Genomic DNA, 16,867 nt, shown 5'->3' with positions numbered 1-16,867 from the left:
AAAAAGTCTGTGGGCTAAGGGGTTTCGGGTTCGAGCGTTCGGGTCGGCGCGGCCGGATCGGCGCGCCGGGTCAGGCGGACGGCGGCCGAGCGATGTCGGCGCAGTCGTTGAAGGCGGCGATCACCTCGCGGAAAGCGTCGCCGAGCCCGGGGTTGTCGGGGCGGTCGCGCAGCTCCTCCAGGCTGAGCCGGATCAGCGCGAGCAGGGCGGTGGCGATGGCGCGGGCGCGCAGATCGTCGTCCGGCCACTGCTGCCGCGCACAGATGGCCTCGGCGGCGAGCGCGGTGAACCGGGCGAACCGGGCGTCCACCAGCGCCATCAGCTTCGGGTCGCGACGCATGGCGTCCTCGACGCGCAGGTGCCGCTCGACGGCGCAGGTGTCTTCCTCCTGCGCCTCGTCCATGATCCGCTGCGCGGTGATGACCAGGTCCTGCATCAGGTCGCCGGTCGGGCCGCCCGCGCGGAACTCCGCGACGACGGGGATGTCCTCGTCCTCCTCCATCGGCCCGAGGACGGAGGACTCCTTGTCGGCGACGTGGTTGAACAGCGTGCGCCGGCTGACGCCGGCGGCCTCGGCGAGGTCGTCCATGGTGAAGCCGTCGTAGCCGTGCTGCATGACCAGCTCCAGCGCGGCGTCCTGGATCTGCAGGCGGCGGGCCAGTCGTCGCTGGTCCGCGGCCGTCAGGTTCGGATTGGCACTCTTCAACACAGAGTGCAGTTTTGCACTCCAGGCGCGATGAGTGCAAACGGGGCGGATGTGGCGTCGACCACAGGCGGGTGGGCGGGAGGCTGCCGCCGCGCATCCCCGCGCTGAAACGCGGTTACCGCGCTCTGACTCCGCTGCAGCACGGTCAGAGCGCTCGATCTGCGTTTCAGCAGCCGTGTTCGGGGCGGGCGGGGTTGGCGCTGGCTAGCGCACCAGCAGGTCGGCCACGGCCCGGGCCGTCGGCGCACTGTCGCCGAAGGTGCGTACGACGTTGCGGGCGGGGGAGAGCATCGTCGCCTCGGGCGCCCAGCCGGTGCAGATGACCACCGCGTCGGGGTTGTGCGCGAGGAGCGTTGCGAGCGCTGCAGATTCGCGCTCGTCGAGCCAGGGTGACCCGGTGAGGATCGCGTCGGCACGGTCGGGCAGCTCGCCCTCGGAGACCTCGCCCGCGGCCTGCCCGCCGACGACGCCGGTGGCCTCGAACGCGCGGGTGATCGTGGCGCCGGGCAGGCGGCGCCGCAGCTCGTCGCCGACGAGCCCGGCGTTGCGTCCGCCGGCGACGTTGCGGTGCCGCCGCACGTCGACGATCGACGGGGTCCCGCGCAGCGATCCGCGCACCGCCTCGGCGCACGGCGTCACCCGGAGCGACCGGGCCGCGGCCTCCTCGTCGGCGGGGCTGGACCGTGGGGCGCGCACCGCCGCCGCGTCCTCGGCCGTGCCGCGAGCCGCACCGCGAGCGGCCAGGGCGTCGACCCGCCCGGCTGCCTCCCGCAGCCGCTCCGGCGCCAGCTCTCCGGACCCGACCGCCGCGACGACCGCGTCGACCACCGACCGGAACGTCGTCTCGTCGTCGCCCTCGGGCGAGCCGAGCACCGGGTTGCCGAGACCCACCAGGTCGACCCCGGCATCGAGCGCCGCGACGCAGCCCGGGGCGAGCCCGACCGAGTCGACGATCGCGCGCATGTCCATCGCGTCGGACGTGATCAGCCCGGTGAAGCCGAGGTCCTCGCGCAGCAACCGCAGCACGGTGCGGCTGAGCGTGGCGGGACGCTCGTCGAGCGCGGGGAAGACGATGTGCGCGGTCATCACCACGTCGGCCCCCGCCTCGACCGCCGCCGCGAACGGCACGAGGTCGCGCGCCCGCAGCGTCTCGAGGTCGACGTCGATGCGGGGGAGCCCGACGTGCGAGTCGACCCGAGTGTCGCCGTGACCGGGAAAGTGCTTGGCGCAGCTGAGGATTCGCGCTTCGCGCAACCCCTCGACGTACGCCCTCGCGTGCTCCGCGACGACGCTCGGCTCGGTGCCGAAGGCCCGCACCCCGATCACCGGGTTGTCGGGGTCGCTGCTGACGTCGACGACCGGGGCGAGGTCGAGGTCGATCCCGGCGGCGGCCAGGTCTGCCCCGATCGCGGCCGCGACCTGGCGGGTCAGGTCGGGGTCGCTGGCCATGCCGAGGGCCGCGGCCCCGACGTGCTGCGAGCCGCCGATGGCGCCGAGCCGCGACACGATGCCGCCCTCCTCGTCGACGGCCACGAGCAGCGGGCCGGCGGCGTGCAGCTCGTCGGTCAGTGCCCGCAGCTGCTCGGGCGTCTGCACGTTGTGGCCGAACAGGCACACCCCGCCCAGCCCCTCGGCCGCCGCCGCGAGCACCCAGGCCGGCGCGGACGTACCGTCGAAGCCGGGCATGACCACCCGGTGGGCGAGCCGGCGCAGCTCGGCCGCGTCGCTCACTTGACCGCCCCCTGCACCAGCCCGGAGCCGAGCCGGCGCTGGGCCAGGACGAACACGATCATCACCGGCAGCGTGACGAGGGTCGAGGCGGCCATCAGCCCGCCCCAGTCGTCGGTGTTCTGGCCGAAGAAGCGCTGCAGGCCGATGCCGACGGTCATCCGGTCCTCGTTGGTGAGGAAGGTGCGCGCGAAGGTGAACTCCTCCCAGGCCATCACGAACGAGAAGGCGCTGGTGGCGACCAGCCCGGGCACCACGAGCGGCAGCAGCACGTAGCGGAACATCTGCCACCAGCCGCAGCCGTCGAGATAGGCCGCCTCCTCCAGCTCGCGCGGCACGGCGGCCACGAAGCCGCGCAGGTTCCAGATCGCGAACGGCAGCGAGAACGCGACGTAGACCAGCACCAGCCCGGCGAGCGAGTTGAGCATCCGCAGGTCCTTCATCTGCAGGAACAGCGGGATGACCAGCGCCTCGGCGGGCAGCATCTGCACCACGAGGATCAGCACGAGCATCGTGGTGCGGAAGCGGAAGTGGAAGCGGGCCATCGCCACCGCGCCGAGCAGCGCGATGGAGCAGGCGAACAGCACCGTGGCGACCGTGACGATCGCCGAGTTGACCATGAAGTCGGTGAACTTGCCCTCGCCGAGCGCGCGGCCGAAGTTGTCCAGCGTGAGGTTCGACGGCAGCAACGAGTCGGTGCCCGAGGTGGCCCGCGCGTTGAACGCCGTGGTGAGCATGAAGTAGACGGGGAACAGGGTGAACGCGACCAGCACGGTGGCCGCGACCCCCAGACCCAGCCGGGCGGCCGGAGAGCGGTTCATTGCAGGTCGTCCTCCCGGAAGAGCGCACGGATGTAGAGCACGGTGATCACCAGCAGCACCGCGGTGAGCAGCACGGCGATGGCCGAGCCGAGGCCGTAGTCGGTCTTGGTCATGGCGGTGATGTAGGACCAGACGCCGAGGTTGAAGATCTCCTCGTTGCCGCCGTCACCGCCGGGCATCAGGTAGATCTGCGCGAACACCTTGAAGTCCCAGATGGTCGACAGGATCGTGACCACGGCGAAGACCGGCCGCATGATCGGCACGGTGATCGACCAGAACCGGCGCCAGGCCGAGGCGCCGTCGAGCTTGGCCGCCTCGTGCAGCTCCTCGGGCACGGTCGACAGGCCCGCGAAGATCGTGATCGCGACGAACGGGTAGCTGTGGTGGATCACGTTGATCGCGGCGATGGAGTAGAACGACCAGCGTTCGGTGAACCAGTTGAACCCCTCCGGGCCGATCAGGCCGAGGCCCTCGAACACCTTCCGGGCGATCCCGGTGTCGGGCTCGAAGATCCAGACCCAGATGTACGTCCCCGTCACCGCGGGCAGGGCCCACGCCACGAGCGCGGAGCCGATGACGACGACCCGGCCCCAGGTGCCGAGCTGCTGGAGCAGCAGCGCCACCAGGGTGCCGAGCACGATCGTGCCGACGACGGCGACGAAGGCGAAGATCAGCGTGTTGGGCAGGACCGTCGACCACAGGTAGTCGCCGGTCAGCACCTCGCGGAAGTTGTCCAGCCCGACGAAGGTGGGCCGGCCCGCGATGACCTCGCGCAGGCCGTACTGCTGGAAGGACAGGATCGTGACGCGCACGATCGGCCACAGCAGCAGGACACCGATGACCGTGAGCGGCGCGGCCAGCAGGAGCCACGGCCGCCAGCGGGAGACCGGCAACGCGGATCAGCCTCCGCTGTTCAGCGTCTTGCCGATCGCGTCGGACGCCTTCTTGGTGGCGGCGTCGACCGGAGTGCCGGTGAGGATCGACTGCAGCATCTGGGTGAGCGTCTTGTCGCCCTCGACGGTGCCCCACTGGGGCGCGTTCGGGACGTTCTTGCCCGCCTCGGTCATCGCCTTGGCGAACGGCTGCACCAGCGGGTCGTTGCTCTGGGTGAACGTCTTCATGCCCGTGGTCGTGCTGGGGAAGAAGCCGGTCTGGGTCGCCCACTTGGTCGCGAGGTCGCCGGTGGTCAGCAGCTGCACGAGGCGCCAGGACAGGTCGGCGTTCTTCGTGGTCTTCAGCACCGCGAGGTTGGAGCCGCCGAGGAAGGTCGGGGCCATCCCGCCGTTCTTGCCGGGGATCGCGAACGCGCCCATCTTGTTCTTCAGGTCAGGGTTCTTCTCCACCGCGGTCTTGGGCGTCCAGTTGCCCTGGATGACCATCGCCGACTTGCCCTGCGAGAAGGAGTCCAGCAGCTGGGTCTCCTTCCAGGTCGCCGCGCCCGGGCTGGAGGAGCCGTCCTTGGTCGCGAGACCGGTGTAGAACGACAGGCCCTCGCGCGCCTGCGGGCTGTCGAGCGTGCCGACCCACTTGCCGTTCTCCTGCTTGGCGAAGTCGCCGCCCGCGCCCCAGACGAACGGGGCGGCGGCGTAGGAGCTGCCGCCGGCGATCGGCATCGGCAGCAGCCCCGGCTCCTTGGTCTTGAGGGTCTTCACGACCTGCTGCAGCTCGGCCCAGGTCGTCGGCACCTTGAGGTTGTGCTTGGCGAAGATGTCCTTGCGATAGACGATGCCGCGGGTGCCGGCGTACCAGCCGACGCCCCACTGCTTGCCGTCGTAGGTGGCCGAGTCCTTCAGCGCCGGGAGCAGGTCCTTGTTGAGCCCGCTGGAGGTGATCCGACCGGTCAGGTCGACCAGGCCGCCCGCGGCCGCGAACTCCGGGGTCCAGGTCGAGCCGATCTCGGCGACGTCGGGTCCGCCGCCGCCGGCGAACGCGCGGACCAGCCGGTCGTGCGCGTCGGCCCACTCCACCTCCTGCACGACCAGCGTGGCGCCGGTCGCCTTCTTGAAGGCGGCCTTGACCTCGCTGTAGAAGGCGGTGGAGTCGGGGTTGGTGCCCTTCATGACCCACCAGGTGATGGTGCGCGCGCCACCGGACCCGCTGCCCTCACCCGTCGCGCCCGTGCCGCTGCTGCCGTCGTCGCCGCACCCGGCGAGCAGGAGACCGAACGCTGCGACCGCAGCCACCCCTGACGACCGTGACCAACGCATCCGCTCTCTCCTTCGCCGCCCGCGGGGACCCCTCGGGATGATCGGTTCCTCACATAGGTGAGGAGGTTCAGGAAAATAGTTTCCACGGTTCGGGGCGTCGGCGGGGCGGATTGGCACGAGAAAAACCCGGCCGGACCCACCAGGAGGGTGGAGGTCCGGCCGGGTCGGCGCTGCTCTGAGGGGAAGCGCGGCTAGCTCGACGGCGTCACTTCAGCTGGGCGGAGGTGAGGCCGAGCAGGCGGCGGGCGACCACCAGCAGCTGGATCTGCTGGGTGCCCTCGAAGATGTCCAGGATCTTGGAGTCACGTGCCCACTTCTCGAACAGCTCGGTCTCGGCGTATCCCGAGGCGCCGGCGAGCTCGACGCAGGCCAGCGAGATCTCGACGCAGGTGCGCCCCGCCTTGGCCTTGGCCATGGAGGCCTCCATCGAGTTCGGGTGGCCGTTGTCGGCCATCCACGCCGCCCGCAGGGTGAGCAGGTAGGCCGCCTCGAACTCCGCCTCCAGCTCGACCAGCCGGGCCGCGGCCGCGGGCTGGCGGTGCAGCGGGGCGTCGTGGTCGGGCTCGACGCCCACCTCGGCGAGCTTCTCGGTGATCAGGTCCAGGCAGCCGCGGGCCAGACCGCACGCCATCGCGGCCACCAGCGGCCGGGTGTTGTCGAACGTCTGCATCGCGCCGCCGAAGCCGCCCTCGGTGCGGATCTCCGGGTCGCCGAGCAGGTCCTGCGCGGGCACCCGGCAGTCCTGCAGGCTGAACGCCGCGGTGTCGCTGGCGCGGATGCCGAGCTTGTGCTCGAGCCGGGCGAGCTTCAGGCCCGGGTTGCTGCGCTCGACGACGAACGACTTGATCGCCTTCTTGCCGAGGTCGCGGTCGAGCGTCGCCCAGACCACGACGAGCTCGGCCCGCTCACCGGCGGTGACGAAGATCTTCTCGCCGTTGAGGACGTACTCGTCGCCGTCCTTGACCGCCGTGGTGCGGATGGCGCCGGAGTCGGAGCCCATGTCGGGCTCGGTGATGGCCATGGCGGCCCACCGGTTGCCGTAGCGCTCCTTCTGCTCGTCGTTGGCGACGGCGGCGATCGCGGCGTTGCCGAGGCCCTGGCGCGGGATGCTCAGCGTGAGGCCGACGTCGCCGCGACAGGTCTGCATGACCGACAGCACCGAGGAGAGGTTGGCGCCGTTCTTGTTGCCCTGCTCCTTCTTCTCGCGGCGACCGGCGCCCACCCCGGCGGGCTTCTCGGACGCCCCGGCGTTGGTCGAGCCGCGCGCGCCCGCGCCCTGGCTGGCGCCGGAGTCGCTGAGCCCGTCGATCAGCGCCGACGTCAGGTCGAGCTCGCGCGGGTACTCGTGCTCGGCGAGGTCGTACTTGCGGCTGATCGGCCGGAAGACCTCGTCGGCGAGCGAGCCGGCCTGACGGACCAGCGGAACGAACTTCTTGGGGACCTCGAGATCGATCACACCAACAGCCCTCCCTCGAGCATGCCGGTCGCGCGGAGGTCGCGGTACCAGCGTTCGTTGTCGAATTCCTTGACGAAGCCGTGGCCGCCGAGCAGCTGCACGGCGTTGGAGCCGATGACCGCGCCGTGCTTGGCCGCCAGCTGGCGGGCGTGCGCGATCTGGGCGGAGGCGTCGCGGTCGGCGTCGAGCAGCGACGCGGCCCGCCACACGACCAGCCGCAGCGCGGCCAGCTCGATGCCGATGTCGGCCACGGTGAAGGCGACCGCCTGGCGGTAGCCGATGGGCTCGCCGAACGCCTTGCGCTCGACGGTGTACTGCGTGACGTGGTCGAGCACCGCCTGCGCGGTGCCGACGGCCGCCGCGGCCCAGGCGAGGCGCCCGCGGCGCACGGCGTCACGGTGGTCCTCGGCGGTGCCGAGCAGGTTGGCCCTGGGCACCCGCACGTCGATCAGGTGGATGCGGCCGGTGCGCGCGGCGCGCACGCCCATGGCCGGGTCGGGCTCGACCTCCAGGCCCTGCGTGCCGGCCTCGACGATGACTAGGCGCGGCTCGTCGTCGACCATCGCCGACACCACGAACAGGTCGGCCGAGTCGGCACCCGGGGCCAGCGCCTTGATGCCGTTGAGCACCAGGTCCTCGCCCTCGCTGCGCGCGGTCGTCTGCAGCCGGAACGGGTCGAACAGCGGCTGCGGCTCCATGAGCGCCAGCACGCCGGTGGCCGGCGCGTTCTCGTCGGTGAAGCCCGGCAGGTACGTCTGCTGCTGAGTGGCGTCGCCGTAGCTCGCGATGGCGGTGGCCACCGCGCCGCTGGCGAGCAGCCCGACCGCGATGCCCATGTCGCCCCGGGCCAGCTCCTCCAGCACGAGCACGCCGGTCACGGCGCTGCGCTCGTCGGCGATGCCGCCCAGGTCGCTCGGCACCCCGAGGGTCGCGAGCCCGAGCTCGCCGGCCTGGGCGCGGATCTCGTCGGGGATCTGGCGGTCGGTGTCGGCCTGCGCGCCGGCGGGGCGCAGCAGCTCCTGGGCGAGCTCGCGCGCGACCCCGCGGATCATCTCCTGGTCCTCGGTCGGCGTGAGGTCGAACTCGCGCCGCGGCTTGGTGGGAGACGTGCGGGTGGGGGAGTCGGAGCTGGACTTCTTGGCGAACTGCCGCCCAGCGGCGGTCTGCGCCCGGAAGCCTTCCTTGGCCCCGCGGTAGAGGGCCTTCTCGACCCGGCCTCGCAGCTTGGGGTTCTTCATCGCTTCGAGCCCGCCCGCCTTGGTGATGAAGCGCAGGCCCAGGGCCTGCCCTCGGTCAAGGAGGGAGGGCTTGCCGGTGAGGTCGCTCATCTGGCCCTTCCTGAGTCAGCCGGTGGTCGCCGGATGTCGTTTCGGAGAGCGTACAGGAAAACGGTACTTTCGGTACCGGATACTTAGCGGGAGCCTGGCGAACCCGCGCCGTTCCGGGGGATTCGGGCCGCTGAAACCGCGTTCCAGCTCTCGGACCGCGCTGCAGCGGAGTCAGAGCGCTGAAACTGCGTTTCAGCGTCGGGGTGGCGGGCGAGGGCTGGCGAGCGCCTCAGGCCAGGGCGGCTCGGGCGGCTGCGGCGACCGCCTCGAAGACCTGCCGGTCCAGGGCCGCGCCCTCCCGGCGTACGGCCGCGGGGTCGACCCGGATCACCCGGTTCAGCCGCACCTCGCTCGGCCGGCCGCGCACGTCCCAGGCGCCGCTGCCGATGTCCATCCAGAGGCGCCCGGCGCGCCGCTCCTGCTCGGCGTCGCGGTCGTGGTCCTTGCTGGTCAGCTGGAGCGCGAGCAGCCAGCGGGTAGCACCTTCTGTCGCGCTCGGTCGCACTCCGCTCCGGCCGCGTGCTCCTTCGTCGCCCGCAACCTGCGCTGCGCGCTCCTCGCCGCTCCGGTCCCAGCCCACCAGCAGGACGGGCCGGTCCTTCCCGCGCGTGTGGTCCTCCTCGAACGGCACCCAGGCCCACACGATCTCGCCGGCGTCGGGCTGCCCGTCGGGCTCGGGGGCGTAGTCGAAGGGCGGTACGCCGGTGAAGTCACCCGGGTAGCCGCCGGCCGGCGGCCTCGGCCGGGTGCGGTCCGCCGCGGTGGAGGGCGCGACCGCCCGGCGCACGCGCGCCATCAGTCGGCGCAGGACGGGGCGGGGCGAGGACGGCGAGGACGGCGAGGACGTGGAGTCGGGCACGGGTCCAGTCTTGCTCAGCCGCTGCGGCGCAGCTCGGCGGCGAGCTCGGCCGCGGCCTCGCGCAGCGCCGGAGCCGCCTGGCGCACGGCCGGCAGCGGGAAACGCTCGGCCGGGCCGGACACCGACAGCGCGGCGTGCAGACTACCCGCGCCGGGGACGGCCGCGGCGACGCAGCGCACGCCGAGCTCGCGCTCCTGCTCGTCGATGGCGTACCCCATGCGGCGGACCCGCTCCAGCTCCTCGCGCAGGCGGCCCAGCGAGGTGATCGTGTGCGGGGTCGCCTGGGTCAGTCCGGCCGCGCGCAGCAGGCTCTCGGCCTCGGTCCACGGCAGCGAGGCGAGCACGGCCTTGCCCACCGCGGTGCTGTGCATCGGCACCCGGCGCCCCACCTCGGCGAAGATGCGCAGCGAGTGCGGCGACGGGCTCTGGGAGATGTAGACCATCTCGCTGCCCTGCTGCACCGCGAGGTTGCAGGTCTCGCCGGTGAGGGCGGTGAGCCGCGCGGTGAACGGCCGACCCGCCGACGCGAGCGACTGCTCCCCGGCGTCGGCGAGGTGGAGCGCGGCGGGGCCGACGGCGTACTTGCGCTCGCCGTCCTGGCGCACGTAGGACCGCTCGCCGAGCGTCGCGAGCAGCCGGTGCACGGTGCCGAGCGGGAGCCCGGTGGCGCGCACCAGCTCGCTGACGCCCATCGGCGTGCCCTGGCCGAGGGCCTCGAGCAGGTCGAGCGCGCGCTCGACCGACTGCACGCTGCCGCGGCGCTGGGTGGACCCCGGTGCGCTCATCAGCTGCCCTCGTCGAGCAGCGCGCTGACCGGCAGGCCCCGCTGCGACGCGTCGAGCACGACCGCGGTGTGCGCCAGCGCGATGCGGCCGCCGAGCCGCTCGACCGAGGCGGCGATCTGCATGAGGCAGCCCGGGTTGGCGGTGACGAGCAGCTCGGCGCCGGTGGACATGACGTTGCGCGCCTTGCTGTCGCCGAGCTCGCGCGCGGGCTCGGGGTTGAGGATGTTGTAGACGCCCGCGGAGCCGCAGCAGATCGCTGCCTCGGGGATCTCCTTGACGGTCAGCTCCGGCACGCCGGCGAGCAGCGCGCGCGGCTGGTCGCGCACCCCTTGGGCGTGCCCGAGGTGGCACGCGTCGTGGTAGGCGGCGGTGGTCGGGAGAGGGTGGTACGTCGCCTGCGGCCCGAGCTCGACCAGCACCTCGGACAGGTCGCGGACCTTGCTGGTGAACGCCCGAACCCGCTCGGGCGCAAGGCCGTTCGGCGTCTCGGCATCGTCCTCGAGGAGGAAGTCATACTCCTTCATGGCCGACCCGCAGCCGGCCGCGTTGACGACGATGTAGTCGACCTCGGCCTCCTCGAACGCCTCGATGGTGGCCCGGGCGAACCGCTGGGCCTCCTCCTCGCGTCCGCTGTGGCCGGACAGCGCGCCGCAGCACCCCTGGCTGCGCGGGACCAGCACCTCGCACCCCTCGGCGGCGAGCACCCGCGCGGTGGCGGCGTTGACGCCGGGGAAGAACTCCCGCTGCACGCAGCCAGTGAGCATCGCGACGGTCGCGCGCCGGGTGCCCTCGGCGGGGATGCGCTCGGGCAGCTCCTCGCGGTCGGCCAGCGCGGGGGTCAGGCTCTGCATCGCCGACAGGCGCGGCGCGAGGCGCTGCAGCAGCGCCGAGTGGCGCAGCCGGTCCTCGACGCCGAGCCGCTGGGCCAGGCGCAGCGGTCCGCGCGCGGCGCGCAGCCGGGCGGGGTAGGGGAACAGGCTGAAGATCAGCGTGCGCAGCGCCCGGTCGGCGGGGGAGCGGCGGTGGTTGCGCTCGACCTGCGCGCGGGTCTGCTCCAGGAGCCGGTCGTACTGCACGCCCGAGGGGCAGGAGGTCACGCAGGCCATGCAGCCGAGGCAGGCGTCGAAGTGGCTGACCATCTCGTCGGACAGCGGCTCGCCCTCGAGCCCGGTCTTCATCAGGTGGATGCGGCCGCGCGGGGAGTCCATCTCCTCGCCCCACAGCGTGTACGTGGGGCAGGTGGTGAGGCAGAAGCCGCAGTGCACGCAGTCGCTGATGAGCTCCTTGCTCGGCGGCCGGTGGTCGTCGAAGGCTCCGCGCACGCTGGGCATGCCGAGGTCGGTCTGGGGGCGGTCGGCGTGCGTGGTCATCAGATTCCTCCCACGAATCGGCCTGGGGACAAAAGGTTCTCGGGGTCGAAGCGCTCCTTGACGCGCCGCATGAGCTCGATGCCGGGGACCGGGCCCCAGGCGTCGACGGCGGTGGAGATCTCCGGGGGTGCGTCGAGCAGCACGGCCGCCCCACCCGCCGCGGTCGTACGCTCGCGCAGCCGCTCGAGCGCGCTCGCCACGGTCTTGGGCGGGGTGCCGTCGGGCAGCGCCGCGAACAGCACGCCGGTGCCGGCGCTGCCTCGCACGTGCAGCCCGAGATCGACTGCGGCCTGGGCGATCTCGGGCACGGCGGAGATCGCGCAGGTGAGCTTCAGCAGAGCCTGCGACTCGCTCTCGCGGGGGAAACCGCGCGGCCGCTCCTGGGTGTCGACGGCAGCCGTGTCGCCCCACAGCCGAAGCAGCTGGTCGACCCGGCCCGCGACACCGACCTCGGTGCCCTCGAGCAGGGCCGAGACGAGCGTCGGCCGGCCCGGCTGCGCGTCGATCTCGACGGCGGCCGGGACCATCTGCGAGTGGACCGCCTGGCGGACGGTTTCGGCTGCGGCAGAGGGGGATTCGGCCTCGACCGAGACCCAGGTGGAGGTCTCGGGCACGGGGTGCAGGCGGAAGAAGGCCGAGGTGACGACGGCGAGGGTGCCGAAGGAGCCGGTCATCAGCTTGCCGAGGTCGTAGCCCGCGACGTTCTTGACCACCTTGCCGCCGGCCTTGGCCACGACCCCGTCGGGCCGCACCACGGTGACGCCGATGAGCAGGTCGCGCATCGTGCCGTAGGCCATGCGGCGCGGGCCGCTGAGGTTGGTGGCGATCAGGCCGCCGATGGTCGTGCCGGGCACCAGCTCGTCGATCGCGAGGCGCTGGTCGGCGCGGGCGCAGGTGTCCTGCATCGCCGCGAGCGGGGTGCCGGCCTCGGCCGCGACGATGAGGTCACCGGCCTGGTGCTCCAGCACCCGGTCCATGCCCGACAGGTCGAGCAGGACGTCGACCGACCGTGGCGGGACGCCCCAGCGCAGCTTCGTCCCGCGGCCGCGGGGGACGACGACGAGGTCGTCCTCGGCCGCGGCGCTCAGCAGCTGCGACACCTGCTCGGTGGAGGTGGGTCGCGCGACCAGGCGCGGGCGTACACCGCCGACGGAGTCGGTCTCGGTGGCGTCCTGGACGTCGACGTCGGGGACGCGGGCGAGCGTGCTCACTCAGAACACCTCCGCCAGTCCGGCCTGCTGCGCCGGGTGGGCCTCGGTGCGCCGGCCGGGCCGCTCGCCGCACAGCCGCGGCGTCGGATAGATCTTGCCGGGGTTGGCGATGCCCGCCGGGTCGAACGCGCAGCGCACGAGCTGCATCGTGTCGAGGTCGTCCTCGGTGAACATCTTGGGCATGTGCTTGGCCTTGTCGGAGCCCACGCCGTGCTCGCCGGTGATCGAGCCGCCGTGCTGGAGGCACAGGTCGAGGATGGCGCCGCTGACCTCCTCGGCCTGCTCGCCCTGGCCGGGCACCGACTCGTCGAAAAGCACCAGCGGGTGCAGGTTTCCGTCGCCGGCGTGGAAGACGTTGGCGACCCGGACGCCGCGCTCGCGGGCGAGCTCGCCCATCTGGTGCAGCACCTCGGCGAGGGCGGTGCGCGGGATGACACCGTCCTGGACGATGTAGTCGGGGCTGATCCGCCCCACGGCCGCGAACGCCGACTTGCGACCGCGCCAGATCGCCGCGCGGTCGGCGTCGTCGACGGCGACCCGGCGCTCGAACGAGCCGTTCTCCTCGCACATCCGCTCGACCTGGGCGAACTCGTGGTCGACCTCGGCGACGGGGCCGTCGAGCTCGACGACCAGCACCGCGCCGGCGCCCGCGGGATAGCCGCAGGAGACGGCCGCCTCGGCGGCCTCGATGGCCAGGGCGTCCATCATCTCGATCGCGGCGGGCACGATGCCGGCGCCGATGATCGCCGAGGTCGCCGCACCCGCATCGTCGGTGCTGCGGAAGCCGGCGAGCAGCGTCTTGACCGTCTCGGGCGTGCGCACCAGGCGCACCGTCACGCTCGTCGCGACACCGAGGGTGCCCTCGGAGCCGACGACCGTGCCGAGCAGGTCGTAGCCGGGGGCGTCGGGCGCGCGGGTGCCGAGGGTCACCGTCTCGCCGTCGGGGGCCACGAGGTCGACCGACAGCACGTGGGTGGTCGTGAAGCCGTACTTCAGGCAGTGCGCGCCGCCGGAGTTCTCGGCGACGTTGCCGCCGACCGAGCAGATCTGCTGGCTGGAGGGGTCGGGCGCGAAGTAGTAGCCGTGCGGCCGGCTGGCCTCGGAGACCTTGAGGTTGATGACGCCGGGGTCGACCACGGCGCGCTGGTCGTCGGGGGAGACCTCGTGGATGGTGCGCAGCTGCGACGTCACGATCAGCACGCCGTCGGCGTGCGGGAGCGCGCCGCCGGACAGGCCGGTGCCGGAGCCGCGCGCGACGAACGGCACCCGCTCGTCGGCGCACGCGCGCACCGCGGCCTGGATCATCGCGGCGTCGTGCGCCAGGACGACCAGCGCGGGGGTGACGCGGTAGTGCAGGAGCCCGTCGCACTCGTACGTGCGCAGCCGGGTGCGGTCGGTGATGAGCGCCTCGGGCGGGAGCTCGCGGGACAGCCGCTGGCGTACCCGCTCGACCGAGCCGAGACCGACCTCAGGAGTGACCTGGGAGTTCTCCTGCGGCGCGGGCGAGTTGTCGGTCGTGGGGCCGAGCTCGGGGTCTTGGGGCGTGATCGTCGTCATGGTCTGGCTCCTGAAATACCTTCTGGCGAGGGGCCCCGCGGCGCTGCTGCCGCGCGTGGAGGGACGCGCGGCAGCAGCGACGGATCAGGGCATCCGGCGGTAGGCCGGCAGGGTGAGGAAGTCGGCGTAGTCGTCGGCGACGGCGACCTCCAGGAAGGTGGCCTTGGCGTCGTCGTAGTCGGACGGCTCGCCCGGGAGGTCGGCGATGACCTCGTCGACCAGCTGCAGCACGCGCTCGCGGGTGACCGGCTCGCCGGAGTCGGTCTTGATGCCGAGCTTGATCCACTGCCAGATCTGCGAGCGGGAGATCTCGGCGGTGGCGGCGTCCTCCATGAGGTTGTGGATGCCGACCGCGCCGCGACCCTCGAGCCACGCCTTGAGGTACTGCAGCGCGACGTCGATGTTGTTGCGCAGACCCGCCTCGGTGACCTCACCGGGCGTGCTCTTGATGTCGAGCAGCTGCTCGGCGGTGACGTCGACGTCCTCGCGCTTCTTGTCGATCTGGTTGGGGTTGTCGCCGAGCACCTTGGTGAACGCCTCGGCGCACGCCTCGACCATGCCGGGGTGGGCCACCCACGAGCCGTCGAAGCCGTCGCCGGCCTCGCGGGTCTTGTCGGCGTCGAGCTTCTCGAAGGCGTTCTTGTTGACCTGCTCGTCCTTGCTGGGGATGAACGCGGCCATGCCGCCGATCGCCGAGGCGCCGCGCTTGTGGCAGGTGCGCACCAGCAGCTCGGTGTACGCGCGCATGAACGGCACCGTCATGGTCACCGCGGCGCGGTCGGGCAGCACGTAGTCCTCACCGCGGGTGCGGTAGGTCTTGATCGCGCTGAAGATGTAGTCCCAGCGGCCGGCGTTCAGACCCGAGGAGTGGTCACGCAGCTCGTAGAGGATCTCCTCCATCTCGAACGCCGCGGGGAAGGTCTCGATGAGGCAGGTGGCCCGAATGGTGCCCTGCGGGATGCCCAGGTGGTCCTGGCCGATCACGAAGGCCTCGTTCCACAGCCGCGCCTCCAGGTGCGACTCCATCTTGGGCAGGTAGAAGTAGGGGCCCTTGCCGGCGTCGATCTGCTTCTGGCCGCAGGCGGTGAGGTAGAGCGCGAAGTCGACCAGCGAGCCGGAGGTCTCCTCGCCGTCGACGGTGATGTGCTTCTCGGGCAGGTGCCAGCCGCGGGGGCGCACGATGATCGTCGGCCGCTCCTCGAACGGGACCGGCTTGTACTCCTTGCCCTCGGGGCTGGTGAACTCCAGCTTCCCGTCGAGGGAGTCCATCAGGTTCAGCGGACCGGCGACGACGTTGCCCCACAGCGGGGTGTTGGCGTCCTCCTGGTCGGCGAGCCACGCCTTGGCGCCGGAGTTGAGCGCGTTGATCGTCATCTTGCGGTCGGTCGGACCGGTCATCTCGACGCGGCGGTCCTCCAGGCCCGGGGCCAGCGGCGCGACCTGCCAGCTGTCGTCCTCGCGGACGCTCTTGGTCTCGTCGAGGAAGTGCAGGTCCTTGCCGGCGGAGACGTCGGCCACCCGCTGCGTGCGCGCCTCGAGCAGCTCCAGGCGCCGCGGGTTCAGCTCGCGGTGCAGCTTGGCGATGAGCTCCAGCGCCTGGGGCGTGAGGATCTCCTCGTATCGCTCCTCGAGCGGACCGGTGACCTCGACCCCGTCGGGCGTCGTGAGCGCGGGCATGCAGACCTCCATGATTGCGGTTCGTTTCCGAGATGCGGAAAGGACTGATCACTACGCGGAAACCGTAGCAGGCATTGGTCCGACCGACAGCGCCCCCAGGGGTGAGGTTGCCGCGGGTTCGGCCGGCCGTGGGCATCGGTGAGGGGGATCGGTGAGCAACCGTGCGCTCAGCCGCACGCCTGCTCACCGATGCGACTCACCGATGTGGCCGGTCGGCCTGCGCGGTCAGGCCGCAGCCACGCGCAGGCGGTACGCCCGCACCACCTGGCCCATCAGCTCCGCCTCGTGCGTGCGCAGCCCCAGCAGCGGGATGCGCAGCACCGTGTCCCCGCCGAGGTGCAGCTCGTTCTGCCGCAGGGCGTCGTCGACCGGCCCCAGCCCGAGGTGGTGGTGGATGCCGTCGACCTCGACGAACAGCCGCAGCGCCTCCCAACCTGCGTCGAGGTAGAGGCGTCCGTTCGGCCCCTGCCGCACGACCTGACGGTCCGGCCGGGGCAGGCCGTACCGCTGGCACAGCAGCCCGAAGTCCAGCTCGCCCAGCGCCTGCGCGCCCGACGCCACGTCGGCGACGACCGCCCGCACCAGCCGCGGTCGCCAGTGCAGCGCCACCTGGTCGCACGCCTCGGCCAGCCGGGCCGGCGACACCAGCCGCTGCTGCGCCGGCATGACGAGCAGCAGTGCAGCCTGGCGGTCGCTGTCGGCCCAGCAGGCCGCGCGCAGGGCAGCGACCTCCGGGCGGGTCCGCGGCGCCCCCGCGGTGATCAGCTCGCCGGGGATCCGGCGCTCGACGTAGTGCACCCGCACGCCGGGAACGGCCGGGCGGCTGCGGCCGGAGGGCAGGGACACCGTCACCGCGGGTGCGCAGAAACCGGTCAGCCCGGCGCACAGCAGCGCGCTGACGCCGTCGAGCGCCGCGCGGCTCCCGGACTCCCAGCACGCGCGCCACCACCGGGCCGTCGCGGACAGCTCCCCGGTGTGCAACGCCACTGTGTGCAGGCCGTGCAGGCGCCACCGCCGCGCCCCCACCTGGTTGCGCAGCTGCCACCTGGTGACGCCCCAGCCCCGCAGCTGGGCGCGGGATGCCACGTCGCCCTGCGCCGCTACGGTCTCCTCGTCGATCTCCACCCGGGCAGCCTGCGGCGACCCAGGTCTGGGGGCGAGG

General features: G+C 72.4%; 14 protein-coding genes. All 14 read right to left on the bottom strand.

The features are described 5' to 3' along the window. Nucleotides 1-70: 70 nt before the first annotated feature. The 14 genes from FB554_RS08695 to FB554_RS08630 all read right to left on the bottom strand — a co-directional run bounded on the left by FB554_RS08695 (nucleotide 71) and on the right by FB554_RS08630 (nucleotide 16,830). Nucleotides 71-709 carry a TetR/AcrR family transcriptional regulator gene (locus tag FB554_RS08695; RefSeq protein WP_170206822.1) on the bottom strand — a complete coding sequence of 213 codons (639 nt, stop codon included), beginning with the start codon at nucleotides 707-709 and terminating at the stop codon, nucleotides 71-73. A 201-nt stretch (nucleotides 710-910) separates the two neighbouring features. After that, nucleotides 911-2,437 (bottom strand): glycoside hydrolase family 3 N-terminal domain-containing protein, encoded by a 1,527-nt coding sequence (locus FB554_RS08690; RefSeq protein ID WP_211344564.1) that lies wholly within the window; start codon nucleotides 2,435-2,437, stop codon nucleotides 911-913. After that, on the bottom strand, nucleotides 2,434-3,255 hold the full coding sequence (locus FB554_RS08685; RefSeq protein WP_142005593.1) for a carbohydrate ABC transporter permease: 822 nt from the start codon (nucleotides 3,253-3,255) through the stop codon (nucleotides 2,434-2,436). Before FB554_RS08685 ends, FB554_RS08690 begins: the two co-directional genes overlap by 4 nt. Further along, the gene (locus FB554_RS08680; RefSeq protein WP_142005592.1) at nucleotides 3,252-4,148 is read right to left on the bottom strand and encodes a carbohydrate ABC transporter permease; all 897 of its coding nucleotides are present in this window, start codon (nucleotides 4,146-4,148) and stop codon (nucleotides 3,252-3,254) included. Before FB554_RS08680 ends, FB554_RS08685 begins: the two co-directional genes overlap by 4 nt. Nucleotides 4,149-4,154: 6 nt before the next feature. Next, on the bottom strand, nucleotides 4,155-5,438 hold the full coding sequence (locus FB554_RS08675; protein ID WP_236022346.1) for a sugar ABC transporter substrate-binding protein: 1,284 nt from the start codon (nucleotides 5,436-5,438) through the stop codon (nucleotides 4,155-4,157). A 229-nt stretch (nucleotides 5,439-5,667) separates the two neighbouring features. Beyond that, on the bottom strand, nucleotides 5,668-6,918 hold the full coding sequence (locus FB554_RS08670; RefSeq protein ID WP_142005590.1) for an acyl-CoA dehydrogenase family protein: 1,251 nt from the start codon (nucleotides 6,916-6,918) through the stop codon (nucleotides 5,668-5,670). Further along, nucleotides 6,915-8,246 (bottom strand): acyl-CoA dehydrogenase family protein, encoded by a 1,332-nt coding sequence (locus FB554_RS08665; RefSeq protein ID WP_142005589.1) that lies wholly within the window; start codon nucleotides 8,244-8,246, stop codon nucleotides 6,915-6,917. The genes FB554_RS08670 and FB554_RS08665 overlap by 4 nt, the downstream gene beginning before the upstream one ends. A gap of 229 nt (nucleotides 8,247-8,475) precedes the next feature. Next, nucleotides 8,476-9,042, bottom strand: a complete 567-nt coding sequence (locus tag FB554_RS08660) for a type II toxin-antitoxin system PemK/MazF family toxin (protein WP_142007519.1) — start codon at nucleotides 9,040-9,042, stop codon at nucleotides 8,476-8,478. 77 nt (nucleotides 9,043-9,119) lie between these two features. After that, nucleotides 9,120-9,890, bottom strand: coding sequence for an IclR family transcriptional regulator (locus tag FB554_RS08655; RefSeq protein WP_142005588.1), 771 nt, complete (start codon nucleotides 9,888-9,890; stop codon nucleotides 9,120-9,122). Continuing rightward, entirely contained in the window at nucleotides 9,890-11,260 is a 1,371-nt protein-coding gene (locus FB554_RS08650) for a (Fe-S)-binding protein (RefSeq protein ID WP_211344563.1), read from the bottom strand. Before FB554_RS08650 ends, FB554_RS08655 begins: the two co-directional genes overlap by 1 nt. Next, entirely contained in the window at nucleotides 11,260-12,471 is a 1,212-nt protein-coding gene (locus FB554_RS08645) for an FAD-binding oxidoreductase (protein WP_142005587.1), read from the bottom strand. Before FB554_RS08645 ends, FB554_RS08650 begins: the two co-directional genes overlap by 1 nt. Next, the gene (locus FB554_RS08640) at nucleotides 12,472-14,028 is read right to left on the bottom strand and encodes an FAD-linked oxidase C-terminal domain-containing protein (protein WP_142005586.1); all 1,557 of its coding nucleotides are present in this window, start codon (nucleotides 14,026-14,028) and stop codon (nucleotides 12,472-12,474) included. Between the two features lie 84 nt (nucleotides 14,029-14,112). After that, nucleotides 14,113-15,705, bottom strand: coding sequence for a malate synthase A (gene aceB / locus FB554_RS08635; protein WP_142005585.1), 1,593 nt, complete (start codon nucleotides 15,703-15,705; stop codon nucleotides 14,113-14,115). Between the two features lie 225 nt (nucleotides 15,706-15,930). Further along, on the bottom strand, nucleotides 15,931-16,830 hold the full coding sequence (locus FB554_RS08630; protein ID WP_142005584.1) for a PDDEXK family nuclease: 900 nt from the start codon (nucleotides 16,828-16,830) through the stop codon (nucleotides 15,931-15,933). Between the last annotated feature and the right edge of the window lie 37 nt (nucleotides 16,831-16,867).

The organism is Barrientosiimonas humi (assembly GCF_006716095.1).
Lineage (GTDB): Bacteria > Actinomycetota > Actinomycetes > Actinomycetales > Dermatophilaceae > Barrientosiimonas > Barrientosiimonas humi.
The sequence above is the reverse complement of the archived record's forward strand: the minus strand, read 5'-3'. Positions and strand labels throughout refer to the sequence as shown.

What these genes read in the sequence shown, in the direction of transcription:
- FB554_RS08685 (WP_142005593.1), bottom strand. Translation starts at nt 3,255, where the DNA reads ATGAACCGCTCTCCGGCCGCCCGGCTGGGTCTGGGGGTCGCGGCCACC.
- FB554_RS08665 (WP_142005589.1), bottom strand. Translation starts at nt 8,246, where the DNA reads ATGAGCGACCTCACCGGCAAGCCCTCCCTCCTTGACCGAGGGCAGGCC.
- FB554_RS08660 (WP_142007519.1), bottom strand. Translation starts at nt 9,042, where the DNA reads ATGGCGCGCGTGCGCCGGGCGGTCGCGCCCTCCACCGCGGCGGACCGC.
- FB554_RS08655 (WP_142005588.1), bottom strand. Translation starts at nt 9,890, where the DNA reads ATGAGCGCACCGGGGTCCACCCAGCGCCGCGGCAGCGTGCAGTCGGTC.
- FB554_RS08650 (WP_211344563.1), bottom strand. Translation starts at nt 11,260, where the DNA reads ATGACCACGCACGCCGACCGCCCCCAGACCGACCTCGGCATGCCCAGC.
- FB554_RS08640 (WP_142005586.1), bottom strand. Translation starts at nt 14,028, where the DNA reads ATGACGACGATCACGCCCCAAGACCCCGAGCTCGGCCCCACGACCGAC.
- aceB (WP_142005585.1), bottom strand. Translation starts at nt 15,705, where the DNA reads ATGCCCGCGCTCACGACGCCCGACGGGGTCGAGGTCACCGGTCCGCTC.